Source organism: Sphaerimonospora mesophila (assembly GCF_001417795.1).
Lineage (GTDB): Bacteria > Actinomycetota > Actinomycetes > Streptosporangiales > Streptosporangiaceae > Sphaerimonospora > Sphaerimonospora mesophila.
Genome location: NZ_BCBX01000035.1, coordinates 266,177 through 286,325, shown reverse-complemented (window position 1 = coordinate 286,325; position 20,149 = coordinate 266,177). Strand labels below are relative to the sequence as shown.

The following is a 20,149-nucleotide window of genomic DNA, read 5'->3' as shown; positions in this document are numbered from 1 at the left end:
CGGAGCGCGAGCACCTTGCCGTAGCTCTTGCTCACCCCGCGAAGCTCCAACATGTTCATCGACCCGACACCGAAACCTGCATGCCCTCGGCGAGTTCCGCGCCGCTCACCTCGACCCGGCCATTGCCGAACGCTCCGGTCTCGACCGGGACCCGCCGGATCCGCCCTCGCTCGATGATCTCCACCCCGTAGCCGCCCTCAGGTAGTGCGAGCAATGCCTCCACGGGCACGGTGAGCACGTTCTTGGCTCGCCGATACTCCAGCTCGACGGTCACCGGCGCCTCGTCCAGGCTGCCGAGCGCTCTGCCCGCCACCTTGATCTCCACCTCTACCGTGGCGCCGCTCTCCTGGTTGTCCGGACGCTTCTTGACTTCGGCGACTTTCGCCACCTTCGAGATCTTGCCGACGGCGCTCTTACCATCGGCCGATTCGACGGTGACCTTCCTGCCGACCTTGACCATGTCCCGTTTGTCGGCGTCCAGCGAGATACGGACGATCCTGTCCGTCGTGGTGACCTCGATGGTCGGCCGCTGCGGCGCTGCCTGGTCTCCGACCTCCACGTTCCTTCCGTTCACGCGTACGGCGTCCGGGAGGAAGACGATGTCGGCGGGGCTCACCTCTCCGTTCCTCTTCATCCCGTTGGCCCTCTGCCATTTCCTTACGGCTTCCGCCGTCGCTGCGGTGAATTCGGCGTCCACGGTGACGTCACGACCGAAGCCGAGAGCGCGGAGATTCCGTTCGAACTGCTCGACGTCCGGGCCCTTCACTCCTTTTCTGAGCGTTCGGTATGCGGGAAGCCTGCCGTACATGAGGATGCGTGGTCTGCGGTCTATCCGATAGAGCGCCTTGCCTCGCTTGATGACCTTTCCCACTGCGGGGAGGCTGGTGATCGTGCCCCCGGAAACCGCCTTGATCGTGCGGTTTCCGGCATAGGTGAGTCTTCCTTCGACGCTCTCCCTGTCGACGAGATCACCTCGCGTGATCTCCTTGGTGGCGACGGAGACCGGACGGGTGGTCGGCGTTCCGCTCGCCGGCGCCTGTGGACCGACGCTGAAGATCGCGCCCGAGATGTGCACGCCGCCGGCGGTGACCAGGCCGCCGGCCGCCACGGTACCGAACGCGACGAGAACGCCTCTGAGCCAGTCGTTCACTGCCTGCCGCCCCAACCCGGAATGGTTTCCGCACATTCCTTCGCGGCCTGTTGGAGCATCGGGTCGTTGTAGTCGAGGCCGGTGTTCTGCTGGGGAGGATCCGGCATGTCGATGCCGTGCTCCCGCATGCACCTGGCGAACTGAACCATCTGATCGCGGACCTTGGGATCGTCATAGGGGTTGGGTATCCGCGCCGAATACTCCTCGCAGGCCTTGAACGCCTTCTGCAGCGTGGCCTGATCTCCCGTGTACCTCCAGCCCTTCTCCTCGGGGGAGCCGGGGTCGGGAACGTCGACGCCGTTCTGACGCAGGCATCGGGTCAGTTCGACCATCGCGTCCTTCGCGTCGGTCGTGGCCGCCGCCGACGCCTTCGGCGCGGTCGATGTGGTCGGTGCGGTCGACGTCGCGACCCCGGCGGGCGTTCCCGCGATGGCGATCGCGATGGGATGCCGCTCGTCCCGCTGGGCGCATCCGGCCGCTAACAGCGATCCCAGGAGGATGACCATCAGAGCTCTGCTCATGATCGGCCGGCCCAATCGAAAGTCCGCCTGGTCGCGATGTTCGCGATGAGTGCCGTCACGACCAGTCCGGCCACAGCAGGCCAGGTATCCGAGAGCCGGCCCAGGTAAGCGTGGAAAACGAAGTCGTTGAGCTGCGCCAGCGGGTTGTAGACGGTGATTTCGTAGAACCACGGCGCCACTTCCTTCCATCCCTCTCGCGGGACCCCTATGCCGCTGCCGAGGAACAGCAGAAGGAAACAGCACCAAGCCATCACCCGAGCTTCGACGGGCGACATCCGTCGGCCACCGAGCAGCAGTCCGGTGCTGAACGCGCAGTAGGTCACGATCAGAGCCGCCCCCGTGAGAGCCAGCGGATGCCAGGAGCGAGGCGGGCCGTAGATCGCGAATGTGGCCGCGGTGAACAACGTCATCGAGGCGACGACCAGGGCGGTCGCCGCGACCGCCTGGGCCGCGATGTACGAGCCGGAGCGCATGGGGGTACGGCGCAGCGCCCTGAGCATGCCGCAGGCACGTTCATCAGCGACATGGGTGGTGCACACCATGATCCCGACGGCCACCGCGACCGTTCCCGCCATCTCGGCGAGCAGCCTGTCGATGACCCTGACGCCCGGCATGGCCCCGAACTCCAAAGCGGGGAAGGAGAAGCCGATCATCAGCGACAGCAGGAGTAGGACGGCGAACGGCATCCCCACGACGACGAAGAGCACGACCGGCGTCCGCATGAGCAGCATCAGCTCGACCCGAATCAGCGACCGAACCATCCCCGTCATCTCAGCGCTCCAGGGCGGCGTGCTCGTGGACGGCCGACAGTGTCAGATAGGCGTCCTTGAGCGTCGGTGGGCGGATGGACCAGGCCCTGTGGCCGGTCCTGGGCGCCAGTTCCTCGGCCGCCTCTTCCAGCGCCTGGCGCGAGCCGTACAAGTAGGTGCTGGTGGCACAGGGCAGGACGCGCACGTCGCGCGGCCTGCCGACCCGGACGTACGGCGGCATCCGAAGCACGAACACGGAGCCGAGCGTCTGGATCAGCTGTGACGGTGTGCCCTCCGCGAGAATGCGACCAGCCCGCAGCAACACCACCCGGTCGGCGAGCCTCTCGGCCTGCACCGGGTCAGCGAGCGTGAGACACACGCCTCCATAGCCGGACCGCAGTTCGTTGATCGCTTGTTCGATACGCCGGCCGCTGCCTTCCCTGAGACCGGTCGTCGGCTCGTCGATCAGGACGAGCTCGGGGTTGCCGACCATGGCCAACGCGATCATCGCTCTCCGCCGCTGCCCCTCGGTCAGGGCCTCGAAACGCCTGGACAGCAGTGGCTCGATGTCGAGCAGGTCGAGGAGCCGCGAGGGCAGGCCTCGCGTGTTGTGCAGACGAGAGAACAGGACCAGGGCCTCGGCGACCTTCATCCGGCCTGGAAGGCCTTCGTCGCTCAGAATCACTGCCAAGCCGACGGGCAGGCGCCGGCCTGGACCTACGGCTGTGCCCAGGATCTCGATATGTCCTGTGTCGGGTTCCTGGAGGCCGGCCAGACACTCGATCAAGGTGGACTTGCCGCTGCCCGGAGGGCCGACGACGCAGACCACCTCCCCGCGCTGGACGGAGAACGACACCGCGTTCAACGCCTGGGCCTTGCTCAGGTCTGTGACACGTAGCAACGGCGTCACGGCTTCCCTCGCCTGCTGAAGCGGTCGGCGACCGTAGGGTCTCCCCGCTCATGGGCGAGCGTCGAGCCGGGCGCCCGCCGATCCGATGGGAGACCCGGAGAGACGGCCGATCCAACGGCTTTCCGCTCGGGAAGAGCATCGTGCCGCGCATTCGGCTCGGGCTCGCGAGAATTCTCGGTCGCTTGCGCTTTCCATTCGGTTTCCGCGGGTGACTCGTGCGCCTCGAACCGTCCCCTACGGCTGGGCGGGGGCGGCGGTTCCGGTTCGTCCGCTCGCGGTCGCCACGGCACAAGCGGTAATGGTGAAGGCGACCGGTCGGTGGGCATCTGGACGAACATATTGGGGGGCGGGAAACGTACGTTCCGAGCCTGTTCCGGATCCAGTGCGGCTTCCCTGTCCGCTTCGACCACGACGTCGTCGGCCAGAACGTCGTCAACGTTCCCCGGAGACTGCTGCCTGTCTGGACCGCTGTGCATGCCCCACCCGTCCGCGCGCTATGCGTACCAGCTACTGCCGCAACGTTTCAGGACCAACACCATACATGTGCTTCATGCGATTTAAACCCCACAGAACAGGTCGACCTAATCTCGAATTTATGTGCGCGCCATGTCCTATTTATGCAAGTTTCATCCGATCTGTCGCTAGCCGAACGTGGTCGACGACCCCATTTCATCACATAAAGTCACATCATATGTCTTCTGGGTTACCGGCTGGGTGTGCGTGGCGGGGCGGCCGGAGGTGCCGGCTGGATTGCTTCAAGCGTGTGGGAACGTTCGAATGGCGGCGTCTAGGAATGTCTAGAAAGTATCTAGAAAATATCTAGAAGGAAGCGGGCGACCGGCGGCGATGATGTCAATTCGATTGCGTACGCTACGTGGTCTTGTGTGTGCGAACTGCTGAGTAAAATTCTCATTGCGATACATCGTTGACAAAGTTTGATATCGATGTTTGCATGAGCCGCCGAGTCGGTGTCATGGGGTGGCGGCGAGATGCTGAGCCGACGGGGGCCTTGGATCGCCATATTCGGACACACATCCACAAAGTGGACCGCATTTAGAAGGCGGTGAGTTTACCTGAGCATGAAACCGATGCTGCAGGCGGAGAACCTGACCAAGAGGTATGGCCCGGTTCTCGCCGTGAGCAATGCGAGCTTCGCGGTCAGAGCAGGAGCGATCACCGGTTTTCTCGGCCCGAACGGTGCGGGCAAATCCACCACGATGAGGCTCTTCCTGGGGCTGGATCGGCCCACCTCGGGCCGCTCGCTGGTCGATGGCAAACCCATTGATCAGTGGTCGGTCCCGGCGCGAAAGATAGGAGCCGCACTCGACCCCCAGTGTGCTCACCCCTCCCGGCGTGCGATCGACTGCCTTCGGATAGCGGCGAAGCTGGCCGATGTGCCCGCCGGCCAGGCCGAGACCCTCCTGGATCGGGTGGGGCTGGCGGATGTGGCGGGGTTGCGGGTCGGCCGGTTCTCACTGGGCATGCGTCAACGCCTCGCGCTGGCGATCGCACTGGTGGGCAACCCTGAGATCCTGATCCTCGACGAGCCCATGAACGGTCTGGATCCGGAGGGCATCGCGTGGGTGAAGGGTCTGCTCCGCACCTTTCGGGATCAGGGGCGGACGATATTCGTCTCCAGTCATCTGCTGAGCGAACTGGAAGACCTCGTCGACGACCTCGTGGTGATAGCGCAGAGCAAGATCGTCGGTAGCGGGTCGGCCGCGGCCTTCATCGAGCGCTTCCAGACCAGCACGATCAGCCTGATGTGCGACAAGCCGCAGGAGTTCGACGCCGCGGTCAGCCGTGCGGGCGCCCAGGTGATCGAGAGGAACGGGCAGTACCTGCGGATCATCGGCCTCACCACGATCGAGGTGGGTCAACTCGCGCGCGATGCCGGGGTGGCCGTGTTCGGGCTGAACGAAGAACGCAGCTTGAACCAGGCGTTCATGCAGGCGACGGCGGAGAAGGCGGAGATCAGAGGAGAGGTGGGATAGCGGTCATGAGCTTCGGGAAAATCTTCTCGGCTGAGCTGATGAAGTTCCGTACGATCACCGCCTATCTGATCTCGGCGGCGGCGGCGATCCTCCTGACCGCGCTGGGCGCGCTGTCGATCGGATCATCGCTCGACGCCGACGGCAACCTGCCGCTGATAGCCCGCGGCGACTCCGCCGCCTCCATGGGCTCTGGCGTATACGCCGTCACCATCCCATCGGACGTCCTGCTGTACGTGATGATGGTGATCGGCGTACTGCTCGCCACGGCCGACCTCCGCAGTGGCTCGTTCCGGGTGACCTCGACGATGGTTCCCTGGCGAAACCGGCTACTGATGGCCAAGTTCGCGGCGGCGGCCACCGTCACGTTCGCAGTCACAGCGGTCGGGTTGATCGTAGGTTCGGTGGGCGGTCTGATCGGTTCGGGTGGAAACCTCTCACCGCTGGCCGGCGACGGACCCGTCGTGCTGCTCGGTGTTCTGCTGGGGGCGCCGCTGGCGGCCGTGCTGGGTGTGGCGACCGGGCTGCTGATGAAAAGCACCGGGGCCGCCGTCGCCGCGCTGCTGATCTGGGCGCTCGGCATCGAGCAGGTCCTTCTGTTCCTGATCCCCTCCTCGGTCTCCGCCTACCTGCCGTTCAAGACCGTGGGAGCCAACGCGGCCATCATCGGGGTCCTGGGGCCGCTTCCCGGGCTGGGGGTCTTCGCGGTCATGGTCGGAGTCGTGGTGGGGGCGGCCTGCGTGACGCATTCCCGCCGGGATCTGTCCTTCACCTGAGCTTCCCAGGCCGGGGAACCGGCGAGGAAGCCGGGGGGAAGCGGGTGCTCGCCACACTGTCGATCGATCATCAGCACACGATCGAGGAGACATGCACATGCACCGACAACAGGACCTCTACATGGAGGAGTGGGCAGCCATCTCCACGGAGTTGTTCGCCGAGGAGATGCCGACCGTTCAGAACGCGGGGAACTCCACGGTGGCGACCGTCTCGAGCGCCAGCAGCGCCTCCTGCCCGTTCGGCTGCGTCTACTCCTGGGGGACCGCGTCCTCCTCCTCGTGGTAACCGCTGCGTCAGGGAAGGCACAGAGTTCAGTGTCCACAGACGATCTCTTCCTCGAGGAACTCCCGGCGATCGAGCACCTCTGGAGCGAGGCACTCCCGGAGAACCAGTCGGCCTCGTGCTGCTGGGCCTCCGCCGGGACCTTCGGGTCCGCCGGCACGTTCACCGGCACCGCAAGTACCGCCAGTTCGGGAAGCACCGGCTCCTGCATCTGCCCATAGGGAGGGCTCAAGATCATGACAGGCGAAACCCCGTACCTGGAAGCCAATCTGTATCTGGAGGAACTGCAGGCGGAGGCCCTGAGCGAGGGGATCTCGGCCGCGACGGTCGCGACCGCGTTCACCGCCGGCAGTGTCGCCTGCGCCTCGTCGACCGGCAGCAGCTTCAGCACCAGCAGCAGTTTCTCCACGGCCGGCTGAGCGAGAACGAAGGTCTCACGGATCGGCCTGCCCGGACCGGGCAGGCCGATCACCATCGCGAGTCCGCCGGGTGCCAATGGGAAAACCGAGTGCAACGGGAAAGTGGTGCACATTGGGAGAAGGCAGCGCCGACAGCGCCCTCCTCGACCGGATCTTGAACGAGAAGCTCCGTGTTCGCCAGGATCTGGAACTGATGACGGGATCCGACGGGACGACGCTCTTGTACGACCCCCGCAGCGGGTCCTATATGCGCCTCGGCAAGCAGATGGTCAAGCTGCTGCCGGCTTTCGACGGGAGACGCTCGGGCACCGAGATCGTGCTGGAGCTGAGCGATCGGTGGGAGGTGCCGCGGGACACGCTGCGGCTCCGTCTCGGTGCGACCCTGAAGGACCTCGCCGAGGCCGGAGTCTTCGAAGGGTATGAACCCCCGCCGGAGTCCAACCGGGCTCATCTGGCCGCCAGGGCCGGTCGCCTCGCGATGGGCAGGTTCCCGCTGCTGTCCGAATCGGCGGTGAAGCGGCTGGTACATCCGGCCCTGGCCATCCTGCGACCGCTCCCCCCCGGCCTGCCCAGCTTCGTGGCCGGCTCCTGCGCGCTGCTCGGTCTGGCGCTCTGCGTGTTCACGATCGGCCGGCTGGGCGTGCCGATGATGTTCGGGCTGCCCGCCGTGTTAGCCGTGGCGGCGGTGCTGGTGCAGACGGTCTTCCACGAGCTGTCGCATGCCCTCGTGTGCCACCGGTACGGGGTCACGGTCAGATCCCTCGGCGTCGCGCTGTGGTACTGGTTCATCCCGGTCGCCTATGTCGATCGCACCGACGCCTATCGGCTGGTCCGGCGGCGCCCCAGATTCATGATCTCGGTAGCGGGTCCCGGCGCCGACATGATCGTGGCAGGCGTGGCCGCCGTCCTGGTCTGGCGCGCCGATGGCCTGCTCGCGAACACCGCGTACGTGTTCGTGTTCCTCGAACTCGTCCTGCTGGTGGTCAACCTCAACCCCCTGCTGCCGACCGACGGCCAGCAGGTGCTGGAGGGGCTGACCGGAGAGATCAATCTCAGGAACAGGGCGATGCGCTACCTGGGGCACATCGTGCTCCGCGCCTCGCTGCCGAGCTACCTGATCGGACTGAGCCTCAGGCGGCGGGTCATCTACATCGCCTACGGCACGCTGTCCGTGCTGTATCTGGTCGCGGTCGCGGTGTACCTGCTCGGCTCCTTCCTCGGCTTCACGCGAATCCCGTACGGCCCGGTCGGCTAGGTGTCTGCGCGATGTCATCACAGATTCTTCCCCTTGTTCTGGTCCGGCGGGCGGCACTTCCACCCGGCATCGCCGATCACGTCGATCTCCACGTCATCGATGCGGCCATGACGAAGCTGGCCGTCCTGCGTGAGGAGACCGTGGCGTCCGCCGAAGGGATCAGCGACGAGATCTACACGCTGGTGCCGCGAATCGCCGATCGCGATCGCCGCAGGGCGGCCGTCCGCCTCCGACGCGACGTGCACAACAACCGCCTGTCCACACGCACCGTCCGAGATGCCGAGTCGCTCCGGCCGGTCCTGTCCGCGGATGCCGCCGCCCGGCTCGACCAGTGGCTTGCCATCAGCCGCCGCATCGCTGACGAACGCGAGACGGTGGAGGGGCTCATCGATGAAGTGATCAGGGCGCGCGGCCAGGCCATGTTCTCCGCGCTCAAGACCGCCGAGCTGTGGTCGGGTCTCGCCCTGGCGAGCCCCGATTACGCACGGGAACTGGCCAAGCGAGCGGAACCGGGTGCTCCGGGCAGCAGGTTCGCCAGAACCTTGTTCTCCTACGTGACACGCATCGCGATGAAGACGAGCCCGTTCAGCACGTTCACCTCTCTGGGGCTGGCCGGCATCGAAGGCTCGCCCGCCTCGTCGGGCGCGGACACGGCGGTGGAACGGTCTGTCTCGGGCCCGCTCAGCGTCGCGGTGGACCTCCTGCACTGCTGTGCCATGGACCGGCGGTTCGAGCATGTCGTCTCGTTGTTGCCGAATCCCAGCCTCCACCGCACCGGTGACGGTGGCACGCGTGCACTGATCTCGTCTCGACTGTGCCAGAACGGATTCTTCTTCACGGAAGACGAAATCGTCGACTGCGGTGGCCGTGGCGAGGCCCTGCTGAGGCACGGAGGCCGCGTGGGGAAGGCGGTGGACTGGCGCGCATGGCTCGGCGTCCCCGCGACGGTCGTCCGCCGGCTCGTCGCCACCGGCCTGCTGCTCCCCGTGGCTCCCTGGACCGCCCCGGAGGACGCCTTCCGCGCGCTCGCCGGATTGGCCCGCCGAGCGCATGACGCTGCCGAGATGGCGGAGACGTTCGAGGAGCTCGACCGGGTCGTCTCACAGGCACGGACTTCCGACTGGCGAGCTCGGGTCGCGGCCAACGAGACCGGACGGGCACGGGCGAGAAAGGCGTTCCGCCACCTGAGTGTGCTGCCGCCGCATTGGATCGAGAACGCCCCGTTCTTCCATGAGTGCGTGAGCCATGACGGTCCGGCGATCACGCTGCCGCGCCCGGTGATGGAAGATCTTGAAATCCTGCGACGGCAGTTGGCCCGCACGACACAGCGAAGCCGTCTGTACTCCGGGCTGGTCGCCGATTTCGTCTCCCGGTACGGCAGGGGCGGCACCTGTCCCGATCTGCTGAGCTATCTGACAACCTTCGTGAAGGACGACAGATTCGGGCGAGTTCTGGAAGAGATACGCGTCCACGACGTCCGCCCTCCGGCGCGACCACAGGATCTTCGTGGACACGGCACGCTCGGGCCGCCGACGGTGAGCGTGTCCTTCCAGGTCGCAGCGCCCAGCGTCGAGGCGGTGCGACAGGGCGCGCATCACACGGTGGTGAATCGCATCAACATCGGATCGGGTGGCATGCTGGCACGCTGGTCGAACCTGCCGTCCTTGCGCGACCACATCCACGATGCTCTCGGTGGTTGGTTCTCGCGTCTTCATCCGGAGTGCCTGGTGCTTCAGGTCAGCGCCGCCGAGGACTGGGCGCCGGTGCAGCGGGTGTATCCCGAGATCCTGCCGGTGCTCGGCTGGCCCTCCCGGGTGCCGGGAGGTCCTCCCCCGGAGCGGACCGTGGAATTGACCGGCATGGCGTTGCGGCACGACCCGGAGTCGGACACGCTGCAGGCCTTCGTCAGAGACACCGGTCAGGGCGTCGCGTTCGCCTATCTCGGCGTGATCCCCCAGCATCTGATCAATGGGCCGCGACGGATCCTGCTGGCCCTCAGCGATCCATGGGTTCCCCCGCTCTGGGCCGGCTTCGGAAGCGAGGGGTTCCGCAGGCAGCGACCCGTACCGGAACCGACATCCGAGCCGAGACATGCCGTTGGCAGGCTCGTCATGAAACGTGCGGTCTGGCGACTGCCGGCCGATGCCCTGCCCCTTCGCGCGCCCGATGAATCATGGCTCGATCTGCTTGAGCGCGTGACGGAATGGCGAGGCGCACTCTCGCTGCCGGAGCGTGGTTACGCACGGGTGTTCACCACCTCCGATCCGGTCGGGTCGAAACCTCAGTGGATCGATTTCATGGACCCGTGGTCGTTGAGCGCCCTGGCCGGCGAGTCGTCCGGCGCGACCACCTTGGAGATCACCGAGGCGCTGCCCGACACCGGTGAGCACTGCTGGCTCGGTGGCGACGGTCTGCCGAGGACGACGGAGTTCGCCGCCTTCCTTAGCCTGGGAGACATCGACGCATGATGGAGTGGCCGCAGGCCGACTGGCTGTACTACCGCATCTACCTGGACTCCTATCAGCGCACCCAGGTGATCCTCGAGGAGGTCGTCCGGCCGCTGTCGGAAGATTTCACCGCGCAATCGGGCGAAGGCAACTGGTTCTTCCTCCGATATCTGGATCCCAGCGGCCTGCACGTGAGACTGCGTTTATTGGGCACCGAGGACAGGATCAGCGCGCTGGAAAGTCGAATCGACGCCGCCCTCGACGAGCTTTTCGACACCGGCGCGCTGTCCACTCCGGTCACGGGCGAGGCGCGGATACGCGTTCAGTGGGGGGCACAGGACCGGCGAGGGTACGTCAAAACCATTTACGAGCCGGAGTACGTGAAATGGGGCGGCGAATCAGGATTGGAATTCGCCCACCGTTGTTTCGAGGCTTCCAGCCGCTTCGCGATCGAATCCGTGGACGAAGGGTCATGGACCGGCCGGCCACTGGTCGCGCTCATGACGATGGCGGCGTCGCTGGCCCTCCTCCCGCATACCGCCAGGTCCGGCTTCGCCTACCAGTACGTGTGGTACTGGTGCGGAGGCGGGAGAACCGACCCGAAACCCGTTCTGGACGCGATCCGCGGCTCAGCCGACCGCACGGCGGCCCGGATCGTCGAGGGGACCAGGAATCTCATCGACGAGCCCCGGCGGATCGAGCATCTCGGCCGATATCTGCGGGTGCTGAGTGAATCGATCGGCGACCGGGCCACGGCGGCCTCCGGAAGGACCTCGGCGCACCTCCTGTTCCACCACCTTCATCTCACCAACAATCGCCTCGGCATCAACCCGCGGGAGGAAGCCCTGCTCATGGAGATATTGCAACGACATCCCGACCTCGTCTCCGCGATAGCGGACCGGACGGCGGTGTGATGGACGCGGTGATCGAGGTGAGTGCGCTCCGAAAAGCCTACGGGTCGGTCCGGGCCGTGGACGGGGTGGACCTCACCCTACGGCGCGGCGAGATCGTGGGCGTGGTCGGCCCCAACGGCGCGGGAAAGACCACCATGCTGGAGTGCGTCGCAGGCATCCGCCGACCGGACTCCGGCGTCATCCGCGTGCTGGGCCTGGATCCGCTGCACGACCGCAAGCAGTTCACCCGGCGCGTCTCCCTGCAGCCTCAGGCCGGTGCCCTGTTCGGCAACCTGACCGTCCGGGAGAGCGTGCGGCTGTGGTGCTCCTTCTATCCCAAGCCGAGAGACGTCGATGATCTCATCGCTGCGGTGGGGCTCACGGAGAAGGCCGACGCGCGCGTGAAGAGGCTCTCCGGCGGCCAGTATCAGCGTCTGCGGCTCGTACTGGCGCTGGCGGGATCCTGCGAGATCCTCCTGCTCGACGAACCCACCGGGGCGCTGGATCCCAACGCCAGGGAGGACGCGTGGAGTGCCATCCGCGCCCGTGGCGACGAGCAGACCGTGGTGGTGACCACACACTCCATGGAGGAGGCGGAGCAACTCTGCGACCGAGTGGTCATCATCGACCGCGGCCGGGTCGTCGCGGACGGTACGCCGTCCGCGTTGATGGATCAGCATGGCGGGCAGACCGTATCCTTCCGGCTGCCGCAGCCGCCGGACGAGGCGGTGCTGCGGCGGTTCCCCGGGGTCAAGGCCGTCCTCCTGCGCAATCACGGCGGCGGCGCTCTCGCGCGGCTGGTGACCGACGACCCCGCCCGCACCAGTGAGAAGGTACGCGCCCGGTACGGCGCGACGGCCAAGGACGTGCATGTCGCCCCCAACTCGCTCCACACCGTCTTCGTGACGCTCACCGGCACCGAGTTGAAGGAGGTGGAGCGATGACGACCCGGCTCTCGCCGTACCGGGAGCTGGCCTGGACGGCCTGGCGTGAGGTGATCCGCGAGCCGCTCGTGGTGGGGTTGTCCATTGTCTTCCCGCTCTGCTTTGTGGCGATGTTCGCGTTCCTGCCGGACGTGAGTCTGGCGCCAGGCGAGCCGGAGGTGAGCGCGCTGACCTTCGGGCTGCCCGCGGTGTGGCTGATGGGGATCATGTCCCTGGCGCTCACGGGAACCAGCGCGCCGCTGACCACGCTCCGCGAGAAGGGTGTGCTGCGGGCGCTCGGGCTGACGCCGGTGGACAAGTTGACCTTCCTGGCGGCCCTGCTACCGGCCCGGTTGGTGGTGTGCCTGCTGGAAGGTGTGCTGATCCTGATTCTGTCCGCGCTGGCGGGCGTGATGAGCATCGCCGACCCGCTCCTGTTGCTGTGGGCGTTCCTGCTGACCTTCGCCGTCAACATGGCGCTCGGCTGCTTCCTCGGTGGCCTCATGAAGTCCTCCCAGCTCGTGGGAGGTCTGAGCGGCGTCCTCGTGCCGGCCGTGCTGATACTGAGCGGGGTCATCCTGCCGTTGGGGATCTTCCCTCCGGTCCTGAAGACGATCGCCGAGTTCCTGCCCTTCACCTACATGGGCGACCTGCTGCGGCATGCGATCGCGGGAGTGCCCGCGGAGTTCTCCGTCACAGTGAGCAGCGCGGTGCTGTTGGGCAGCTGCGCGGTGCTCGTCGTACTCACCCTCGCCACCTTCCGTTGGGACGAAAGAGACGCATGATGCGAGTCAGACCACCCGTAGCCGATCGGCTCGAAGCGATGGTGTCACCCCTCGGTGGACTTGTGGGTAGCACAACTCGGCTCCGCAATCCTGCCGGCGATCCCCAGTTTCCCGTCTACACGGCCGCCCTGGGCGACCTGACGCAGGTGCTACCGCAGGTGGCACACTCCACTCAGGGCAAGTCGACCACCGGCACCATCGACGGAGCAGGCGGGTCGATCGACGAAACGGAGGCCCGCTGGCTCAGCATCGCCGAGGCGCTGGAGCGTTACTCCTGCTGCGTGTACAGCGAGAACCAGTTCATCTGGGCGACCGGGCAGGAACTCGGCGCAGACGCCCTCGATCTGGATCGGGTTCCCCGCATCTCTCACACGGAGGCGGCCAACCCGCGCTGCCTGATCGTGCCGCCCGACAAGACGGCTCCCATGCGCTGGGTGCGCGGCATCTCCCTGATGACGGCCAGGCTCACCTGGATCCCGGTCTCCTACGTTTACCTCCACATTCCCTTCACCAGCCGGGGTGAGCGGCTGACCGGGCCGATTTCCACGGGGTGCGCGGCACATACCGACGTCCACACCGCGTTGACCAAGGCACTGTGCGAGGTGATCGAAAGAGACGCGATCGCGCTGACCTGGCTGCAGCGACTTCCGCTGCCCCATCTGCACCTGGACCAGGTGCCTGAGGAACTGGCGCCGTTCCTGGCGCGGGCGGATTCCCAGCGGGTGTCCACGCATCTGTTCGACGCCACCACCGACGTCGGAGTACCGACGATCTATTCGGTGGAGGTCACCCCGCACCACCCGACTCTTCGCACTGTGGTCATGTGCGCCACCGACCCCGACCCGACCGCGGCGGTGGCCAAGGTGTTCAGGGAGGCGGCGGCCGGTCGTATCGGCCTGCGGAACCGTCCGATGGAGCGCACCGATCCCAAGACTTTTTACAGCGTCTACGACGGCGCGCTGTACATGGGCGCTCCGGAGCGCGCCCACGCCTTCGACTTCCTCCTGGAGTCGCCCAACCACACCAAGCTCTCCGAACTGCCCGGTCCGGGGCCGGCCGAGGGAGAGGAAGCTCTGGTCTGGATTCTGGAACGCCTGCGGGCATGTGGAATGGAAGCATTCGCCGTCGACCTGACCAGTGATGAGGCACGCGATGCAGGGGTGTGGGTCGTGCGCGTCATCGTGCCGGAGTTGATGCCGCTGTCCTTCATCGGGGCGGCACAGTACAGAGGCACTCCCCGGCTCTACACCGCTCCCCAGGCCATGGGATACCCGGTGCACGAGGAAGCCGACCTCAATCCCTGGCCACAGCCGTTCGCCTAAGCCGCGAGGACGACAATGTCTGATCCCGATCTCGTCATAGCCGTGGGCGCCTTCGGCGCCGCCGTCGCCCAGCTCTTCGCCGAGCAGGGCAGCCAGGTAGTCCAGGCCGCCCCCACAGGGGCCGACCTGGCATTCCTTCCGACCGCCCGGACCATACTGCTGGTGGGTTCCGCGCCGGTTCCGCAGGTCGAGCTTCCGCTCTCCCAGGCGGCCCACAGGTGGCGGAGCCGATTCCTGCCCGTCATCCTCGACCTCCCTCGCCTGCGGGTGGGACCGGTGTCGCGGACGGAGGTCCGAGGCTGCTCTTCCTGTTACCGTGCCCGGACGCGCCAGCATTCGCGGGAGGTGCCGGCTCTCGACGCGTTCGAGCGTCACATCCAACAAAGTGACGACGTCTTGAACCGGGGCTTCCTGGGACATTGGCCGAGCATCGCCGCGGGGATGGTCCGCCTCGCTCTGGCGAATCTCGACGCGCACCCGGAAGCCGAGAGCAGGAAGGTACGGCACCTCGACCTGCTGTCCCACGTTCCGATGGAGACGCAGGTCGTGCCCGTACACCGGTGCCGGGTGTGCTCGGGACCGCTCGAGGTCGCACCGCATCTCCTTTCTGTGGCGCGCTTGCAGGGCGTCGCCGAGAATCTGGCCGAACAGTGGATGGGATCACGATGAAGGAACCCCAAGCGGTCATGGCGGCCGGGCGCGCTGACAACTCCTCGATGGAGCCGCACCGGGTCTACGCGGACATGATGCTGCACGCGGTGAACGAGGATCCGCAGTTCTCCATGCCGCGCAGGCCGCGACTGCATGCCGGGGTGGTCGCGGTGCCGTTCGAGCGCGGTCTCCTTCTGGAAGGGACGGCGGAACGGAGGGTCTTCGGGGGCGCGGCGGCCCGTTCGCTCCTGCCCCGGCTACTGCCTCTGCTGGACGGTACGCGTACCCTGGCCGATCTCATCGGCGTCATCGGAGCCGACCGTGCGGACGACGTCTCCGCCGCCCTGGCCCTCCTGTACACCTCCGGCCACGTTCAGGAAGCCGACACCGATCTCGGGCTGCCGGCAGGCGTGTCCACGGGCGCGGCGGAGACCGTGGGCAGGCTGTTGGACACCACTCGGGTGTGGCCCAACGTCGAGTCCGCCTTCCACGCGCTGCACAATGCGCCCGCCCTGATCGTGGATACCGGGCGGCCCGCCGCGCGGCTCGCCTCGCTCCTGGCCGCATCGGGGGACGAGGTCAGGAGCGTCCCAATCGATCACACACCGGACACCGGTCAGTTCATCATCGTCGCGTCGAGCGGTGAGGAGGACACCGACCTGCTCGACGCGCTCGATCGACGAAGCGCCGAGGCCGGCGCGACATGGCTTCGGCTCCACCACAGGAACGGCATTCTCGAAATGGGTCCGCTCTTCGACCGGCGGCACACCCCGTGCTTCGCCTGTTTCCTCGCCGCTCGCGGTACCGGAGATCGCGAGGACGTCGCGGCGGACGGCGACATATTCGACGATCTGGCCTGGGCCATGGCGGCCGGAGAGGTCTTCAACCAACGCGCCCGCATCGGCACGTCGCTGGCCTCGACCGCGCTCGCCACCATCGACCTGCGACGCTGGACCGCGCGCCAGGAATCGTTCGCACGCCGTCCCGAGTGCGAGCGCTGTGGACGATCGAAATTGGGTGGTACGGCGACGCCCGCCTTCATCTACGACCAGGGCGTCGCCTTTCCGCCACGCGACAAGATCAGCCCCAAGGGGCATCAGGTGCACTATCGCATGGACAACCTGATGATCCAGCACGATCACCGCAGTTATGACAGCAGCCCGAAGATATCCCTGCCCGTCGTCGAGCCCGCCGCCGTGGCGGGCCGAGCGGGACGACTCGATGTGCAGACGCTCGGCGCGTTGCTGCGCGGCGCCTTCGGGCTCAAACCCGAGCCCCACAACCCCCAGGTCCGCCGTTACGCACCGACCGGTGGAAACCTCGGCTCCCCGCAGGCATTCCTGATCGTCAATGACGTGGCCGGCCTAGCCGCCGGCCGGTATTACTACAACCCCTTCGAGCATTGCCTTTCGGTGCTCGGCGAGGAACCGGATCCGGTGGAGCGCGACGCCGCGGTCGTCGTCTCGATCCATTCGGCCCTGAGCCGAGTCGCGCACAAGTACCAGCAGCTCGCCTTCCGCATCTGCTGCCTCGACGCGGGTGTGGCCTGCGCCCAGTTGGAGGCGATCGCCGCTGACGCGGGAATCCGCGCTTCGATCCTCGATGCGTGGGACGACGACGAGCTGCTCTCGGCTTTCGATCTGAGCCGTGAGGGCAATCCGGTGACCGCCGTCGTCACGCTCCACCAATCCGACACGGAGGCGGCACGATGAACCTCGTCATGCGTCACCTGATCGCTTCACGGCTCATCACGGATCTGGACGGCCGGAGCGGCCGGCCGCTGCCGGAGTGGGACGACGAGCTTCTGCTCGGAGCGGATACCGGCACGGCGACGGTCGCCCTGTCCGACCCCACGCCGCCGGTTCACTCACTCGCTGATGTGCTCCGGCAGCGCAGAGCCCAGCGGTTCTACTCGTCCACTCCCATCCAGACGGGTGATCTCCACGCGGTGTGCGCGGCAGCCGCGAAGGACAGGAGCATCGGCGTACTCGTCGCCGTGCGGAACGTCGAGGGCGTCACACCGGGACTGCACCTCTACCGCGACGACACCGGTTCGCTGACCTGCCTTAAAGAGGTGCCCGTCGACAGCAGAGAGCGGGAGGGCTGGTTTCTGCAGCTCGAGTTCACGGCATCTCCCGCTGTGATCGTGATTTCCGGCAGTATCGGTGCGGCCTCGCTTTCCGGGGGATCTCACGGCTACCGGCGGCTCCTCGTCAATGGCGGCGCGGCCGCGTATCGATCATGGCTCACCGCGTGCAGGCGAGGCCTTGTCGGTTCCATGTTCGCGGGGCTGCTGCAGCCGGCTCTGCGTGAGGCGATCGGCGTCGACGGTTGGGACACGGCCGGTCTGATCGGCTTCTCACTGGGATATCCCCCGGATCTCCCCGAGAGCGACTGAGCCGAAGCGGCCGAACGGCAGGTCGCCCCGGCCCGCGCTGACCCGGACCTCCCTGCCCACCGAGATCCACCGGACCGCCTGCGGCGGGTCAGGTCAGTACGGAGTGCAGGGACGTCGGGTTTCCGCCGAGGAAGGCCTGCGCCATTCTGGCCCGCACCGCGACCCTTGACACCCCGGCCGCCATCGCGATCTTCTCCGCCTCCGCCAGGCGGCGCGTGGCGGCTTCGGGATCGCCCAGCAGGATCTGCGTGGTGCCCAGAGCCAGCAGAATCTTGGACTGCATCACCCGGTCCTCGATGTACCGGGCGATCTCCAGAGCCCGGAGGAGCTCCGGATGGGCGTCCTGCGGCCTGCCGGTCTTGGCCACATGGACGGCCATGTGCTGTCTGATCTGGGCCTCGCTGCGGAGGCTGCCGCCTTCCCGGCACAGCGCCAGGGCCCGGTCGAGCGCCGCATGCGAGGCATCCGGCTCATCCATGTGATGGAGCACGATCGCCAACCCGCCCAGGGCATCGGCCTCGGCCACCCGGTCGTCGCCGGCCCTCAGCAGATCGATGGCGTTCTCATAGATCCGGCGAGCCTCGATCGCATCCAGGCAGACCCGGGCCAGATGGCCGAGCAGACACAGAGCCAGCCCATGCCCGTGATCGTCGTGAAGCCGCGCGAACAGCTCACGTGCCCGGGTGAGCAGTTCGCCTGCCCTGACATAATCGCCGAGGAGCAGTGACCGCTGTCCGAGGGAGTGGTACAACGTGGCCTGGCCGCGCACGTTGTCCGCCGTGCACACGCTGGTCAGCGCGATTTCGTGGGATTGCGACCACTCCTCGAAATAGCCGCCTGATTGAAAGAGTTCAAGTGGTGCGATGGCCAGCTCCCAGCAGCTCTCATGCAGACCGGCCGCGGCCGCCCGCCGCACCAGGAGCATGATCATGCCGAGATTCTTCGCGAGCCAGGCGGAACCTGTCAGTGACATATCGGTCTGACCGGGTGGGATGTAACGCAAAGCGCTACCCTGTGGAAGGGAATGGCCCCTGCCAAGCAGGCCAACGCGGGCGGAGTCCGTCCGCACCAGCCAGGCGCCCAGTGCCCTTTCCAGCGCAGCGGACAGTTCATCCGGATGGTCCTCGGCTGCGGCGCGTTCCGCACCGAAGGACAACAGCCACGGATGACAGCCGAACTCCTGCCCGTCGTCTGTGCTCAGCAGATGCGCCTCGACCATCTCCTCCATGAGGTTCTCCGTCGCATCCGGAGAGAGGTCTTCGAGCGCGGCGACGGTCTCGACCGAGACCATGGGCAGTCCCAGGAAGCCCATCTTGCGAATCACCGCACGCTGCCGGGCGGGCAGAACCCCGTAGTCGTGCTGCAACGTCGGACGCATGGCCAGTTCGTCGAGGATCAGCGTCGGGTCGGTCAGCCGTTCGACCAAGCGGCTGACCGGCCAATGACGCCGGGCCTCCAGTTTGGCGGCGGCCGCGTGCAGCGCGGTCGGCAGCCCGCCGCACAGTTCGACGACGCGATCGATCGCCTCGGGCTCCGCCGCCATCCGAGGCTCCCCCAGCCTCGCTGCCAGCAATGCTCTGGCGTCTTCCGGCGCCAGAGCGGAAATCGTCATGTTCATGACGCCAGGCAGTTGTACGCGCACTGCTCGGCTGTTCGCGATGATCGTGCAACCGGAGCCATCGGGCAACAGATGCCGGATCAGCTCGGGATCCCGCACGTCGTCCAGCACCATCAGCATCCGTCGGGAGGAGATCATGCGGCGCAGCAGTTTCGCACACGCGTCAGCCCCCTCGGGAAGCTCCGGATCGGGCACGCCGAGCGCGGTCAGGAATCCCGGCAATGCCGCGTGCGGATCGCTGCAATCGGCGAACAACTGCCCATCCGGGTAGTCGCCGGCCAGGTGATGCGCGGCCGCGATGCACAGGCTCGTCTTGCCCGCTCCGCCGGGGCCTGCGACGACCACCGCGCGGGGTCGCGACCGTTCGCATTGCTCCAGCAGGGTGACGATCCGTGCGAGCTCGGTATCACGACCGAGAAGGGTGCCGGGAAGAGGAGGAAGCTGCTTGGGCGTGGCCGCCGGAGGCGGCGAGAGTTCGAGGGAGGCGTCCTGACGCAGCACCTGGAGCCTGATCTCCTGAAGCTCGGGGCCGGGGTCGACGCCCAGTTCCTCCCGCAAGCGCTCTTCCAGATCGGTGAAAACCTGAAGAGCCTCGCTGCCCCGCTGCGAGCGGTACAGAGCGACCATGAGCTGGCCATAGAACCGCTCCCTGAGCGGATACCGGCTCACGAGACGCCGCAGCCGGGCGGTCACCTCTCGGTGCCGACCGAGCGCGAGGTCCGCGTCGATGCGGACCTCGAGCGCAGCCACCCTGCGCTCATTCCAGACGGCCGCCTCCGTGAGGAACACATCGCTGTCCAGGCCGAGAAGGGCCGGCCCTCGCCACAGTCCGAGGGCCGTTTCAAGCGTCTGAGCTACGGCCGAGTAGTCCCCTTCATCCGCGAGTAGGCAAGCTTGTTGGTACAAGGAGACGAATGTGAAGGCGTCGATCTCGTCTTCCGCGGCCTCCAGTCGGTAGACGTTGCCCTGCACGTCCACGGTGATCCCGCTCTTCCTGATCTCGCCGACCCCGCGGTGCACCTGGTTCCTGGCGCTCCTGGGCGGGGTGTCGCCGTATA

At 66.7% G+C, this 20,149-nt stretch carries 18 protein-coding genes; 13 read left to right on the top strand and 5 right to left on the bottom strand.

The window, feature by feature from the left end:
- Positions 1-55 precede the first annotated feature (55 nt).
- The 4 genes from AP234_RS15120 to AP234_RS15105 are packed head-to-tail and all read right to left on the bottom strand — an operon-like array spanning position 56 to position 3,321.
- Complete coding sequence (locus tag AP234_RS15120) at positions 56-1,150, bottom strand: peptidoglycan-binding protein (protein WP_055480289.1); 1,095 nt, start codon at positions 1,148-1,150, stop codon at positions 56-58.
- Positions 1,147-1,671 (bottom strand): hypothetical protein, encoded by a 525-nt coding sequence (locus tag AP234_RS15115; protein WP_152990424.1) that lies wholly within the window; start codon positions 1,669-1,671, stop codon positions 1,147-1,149. The genes AP234_RS15120 and AP234_RS15115 overlap by 4 nt, the downstream gene beginning before the upstream one ends.
- Positions 1,668-2,441, bottom strand: coding sequence for an ABC transporter permease (locus AP234_RS15110; RefSeq protein WP_055480287.1), 774 nt, complete (start codon positions 2,439-2,441; stop codon positions 1,668-1,670). The genes AP234_RS15115 and AP234_RS15110 overlap by 4 nt, the downstream gene beginning before the upstream one ends.
- A gap of 1 nt (position 2,442) precedes the next feature.
- Positions 2,443-3,321 carry an ATP-binding cassette domain-containing protein gene (locus AP234_RS15105; protein WP_062414889.1) on the bottom strand — a complete coding sequence of 293 codons (879 nt, stop codon included), beginning with the start codon at positions 3,319-3,321 and terminating at the stop codon, positions 2,443-2,445.
- Between the two features lie 1,097 nt (positions 3,322-4,418).
- On the opposite strand from AP234_RS15105, the gene AP234_RS15100 reads away from it, so the two are divergent.
- The 13 genes from AP234_RS15100 to AP234_RS15035 all read left to right on the top strand — a co-directional run bounded on the left by AP234_RS15100 (position 4,419) and on the right by AP234_RS15035 (position 17,473).
- Positions 4,419-5,324, top strand: a complete 906-nt coding sequence (locus tag AP234_RS15100; protein WP_055480285.1) for an ATP-binding cassette domain-containing protein — start codon at positions 4,419-4,421, stop codon at positions 5,322-5,324.
- A 5-nt stretch (positions 5,325-5,329) separates the two neighbouring features.
- A complete protein-coding gene (locus tag AP234_RS15095) occupies positions 5,330-6,097 on the top strand; it encodes a hypothetical protein (protein WP_055480284.1) in 768 nt (255 codons plus the stop codon).
- A 97-nt stretch (positions 6,098-6,194) separates the two neighbouring features.
- Positions 6,195-6,383: a thiocillin family RiPP gene (locus tag AP234_RS15090; RefSeq protein WP_160330449.1), complete on the top strand. Its 189-nt coding sequence runs from the start codon at positions 6,195-6,197 to the stop codon at positions 6,381-6,383.
- A gap of 233 nt (positions 6,384-6,616) precedes the next feature.
- Positions 6,617-6,799, top strand: a complete 183-nt coding sequence (locus AP234_RS15080) for a thiocillin family RiPP (protein WP_055480281.1) — start codon at positions 6,617-6,619, stop codon at positions 6,797-6,799.
- 193 nt (positions 6,800-6,992) lie between these two features.
- Positions 6,993-8,054, top strand: coding sequence for a PqqD family peptide modification chaperone (locus AP234_RS15075; RefSeq protein ID WP_152990423.1), 1,062 nt, complete (start codon positions 6,993-6,995; stop codon positions 8,052-8,054).
- Between the two features lie 11 nt (positions 8,055-8,065).
- On the top strand, positions 8,066-10,522 hold the full coding sequence (locus AP234_RS15070; RefSeq protein WP_055480279.1) for a lantibiotic dehydratase: 2,457 nt from the start codon (positions 8,066-8,068) through the stop codon (positions 10,520-10,522).
- Complete coding sequence (locus tag AP234_RS15065) at positions 10,519-11,415, top strand: thiopeptide-type bacteriocin biosynthesis protein (RefSeq protein WP_055480278.1); 897 nt, start codon at positions 10,519-10,521, stop codon at positions 11,413-11,415. Before AP234_RS15070 ends, AP234_RS15065 begins: the two co-directional genes overlap by 4 nt.
- 8 nt (positions 11,416-11,423) lie before the next feature.
- Positions 11,424-12,338, top strand: coding sequence for an ABC transporter ATP-binding protein (locus AP234_RS15060; protein ID WP_160330448.1), 915 nt, complete (start codon positions 11,424-11,426; stop codon positions 12,336-12,338).
- Positions 12,335-13,102 (top strand): ABC transporter permease, encoded by a 768-nt coding sequence (locus AP234_RS15055; RefSeq protein ID WP_055480276.1) that lies wholly within the window; start codon positions 12,335-12,337, stop codon positions 13,100-13,102. The genes AP234_RS15060 and AP234_RS15055 overlap by 4 nt, the downstream gene beginning before the upstream one ends.
- Before the next feature lie 62 nt (positions 13,103-13,164).
- On the top strand, positions 13,165-14,424 hold the full coding sequence (locus AP234_RS15050; protein ID WP_200926526.1) for a YcaO-like family protein: 1,260 nt from the start codon (positions 13,165-13,167) through the stop codon (positions 14,422-14,424).
- A 15-nt stretch (positions 14,425-14,439) separates the two neighbouring features.
- On the top strand, positions 14,440-15,093 hold the full coding sequence (locus tag AP234_RS15045; RefSeq protein WP_055480274.1) for a hypothetical protein: 654 nt from the start codon (positions 14,440-14,442) through the stop codon (positions 15,091-15,093).
- Entirely contained in the window at positions 15,090-16,787 is a 1,698-nt protein-coding gene (locus AP234_RS15040) for a nitroreductase family protein (protein ID WP_152990422.1), read from the top strand. The genes AP234_RS15045 and AP234_RS15040 overlap by 4 nt, the downstream gene beginning before the upstream one ends.
- Entirely contained in the window at positions 16,784-17,473 is a 690-nt protein-coding gene (locus tag AP234_RS15035) for a nitroreductase family protein (RefSeq protein WP_055480272.1), read from the top strand. Before AP234_RS15040 ends, AP234_RS15035 begins: the two co-directional genes overlap by 4 nt.
- 88 nt (positions 17,474-17,561) lie before the next feature.
- Here AP234_RS15035 and AP234_RS15030 read toward each other — a convergent pair whose 3' ends face one another.
- Positions 17,562-20,069: a BTAD domain-containing putative transcriptional regulator gene (locus tag AP234_RS15030; RefSeq protein WP_160330447.1), complete on the bottom strand. Its 2,508-nt coding sequence runs from the start codon at positions 20,067-20,069 to the stop codon at positions 17,562-17,564.
- Between the last annotated feature and the right edge of the window lie 80 nt (positions 20,070-20,149).

Bases quoted from the DNA above. Each gene is read 5' to 3' on its own strand.
- AP234_RS15110 (WP_055480287.1), bottom strand. From the start codon at position 2,441: ATGACGGGGATGGTTCGGTCGCTGATTCGGGTCGAGCTGATGCTGCTC.
- AP234_RS15115 (WP_152990424.1), bottom strand. From the start codon at position 1,671: ATGAGCAGAGCTCTGATGGTCATCCTCCTGGGATCGCTGTTAGCGGCC.
- AP234_RS15090 (WP_160330449.1), top strand. From the start codon at position 6,195: ATGCACCGACAACAGGACCTCTACATGGAGGAGTGGGCAGCCATCTCC.
- AP234_RS15070 (WP_055480279.1), top strand. From the start codon at position 8,066: ATGTCATCACAGATTCTTCCCCTTGTTCTGGTCCGGCGGGCGGCACTT.
- AP234_RS15100 (WP_055480285.1), top strand. From the start codon at position 4,419: ATGCTGCAGGCGGAGAACCTGACCAAGAGGTATGGCCCGGTTCTCGCC.
- AP234_RS15045 (WP_055480274.1), top strand. From the start codon at position 14,440: ATGTCTGATCCCGATCTCGTCATAGCCGTGGGCGCCTTCGGCGCCGCC.
- AP234_RS15095 (WP_055480284.1), top strand. From the start codon at position 5,330: ATGAGCTTCGGGAAAATCTTCTCGGCTGAGCTGATGAAGTTCCGTACG.
- AP234_RS15040 (WP_152990422.1), top strand. From the start codon at position 15,090: ATGAAGGAACCCCAAGCGGTCATGGCGGCCGGGCGCGCTGACAACTCC.
- AP234_RS15065 (WP_055480278.1), top strand. From the start codon at position 10,519: ATGATGGAGTGGCCGCAGGCCGACTGGCTGTACTACCGCATCTACCTG.
- AP234_RS15035 (WP_055480272.1), top strand. From the start codon at position 16,784: ATGAACCTCGTCATGCGTCACCTGATCGCTTCACGGCTCATCACGGAT.
- AP234_RS15075 (WP_152990423.1), top strand. From the start codon at position 6,993: ATGACGGGATCCGACGGGACGACGCTCTTGTACGACCCCCGCAGCGGG.
- AP234_RS15080 (WP_055480281.1), top strand. From the start codon at position 6,617: ATGACAGGCGAAACCCCGTACCTGGAAGCCAATCTGTATCTGGAGGAA.
- AP234_RS15055 (WP_055480276.1), top strand. From the start codon at position 12,335: ATGACGACCCGGCTCTCGCCGTACCGGGAGCTGGCCTGGACGGCCTGG.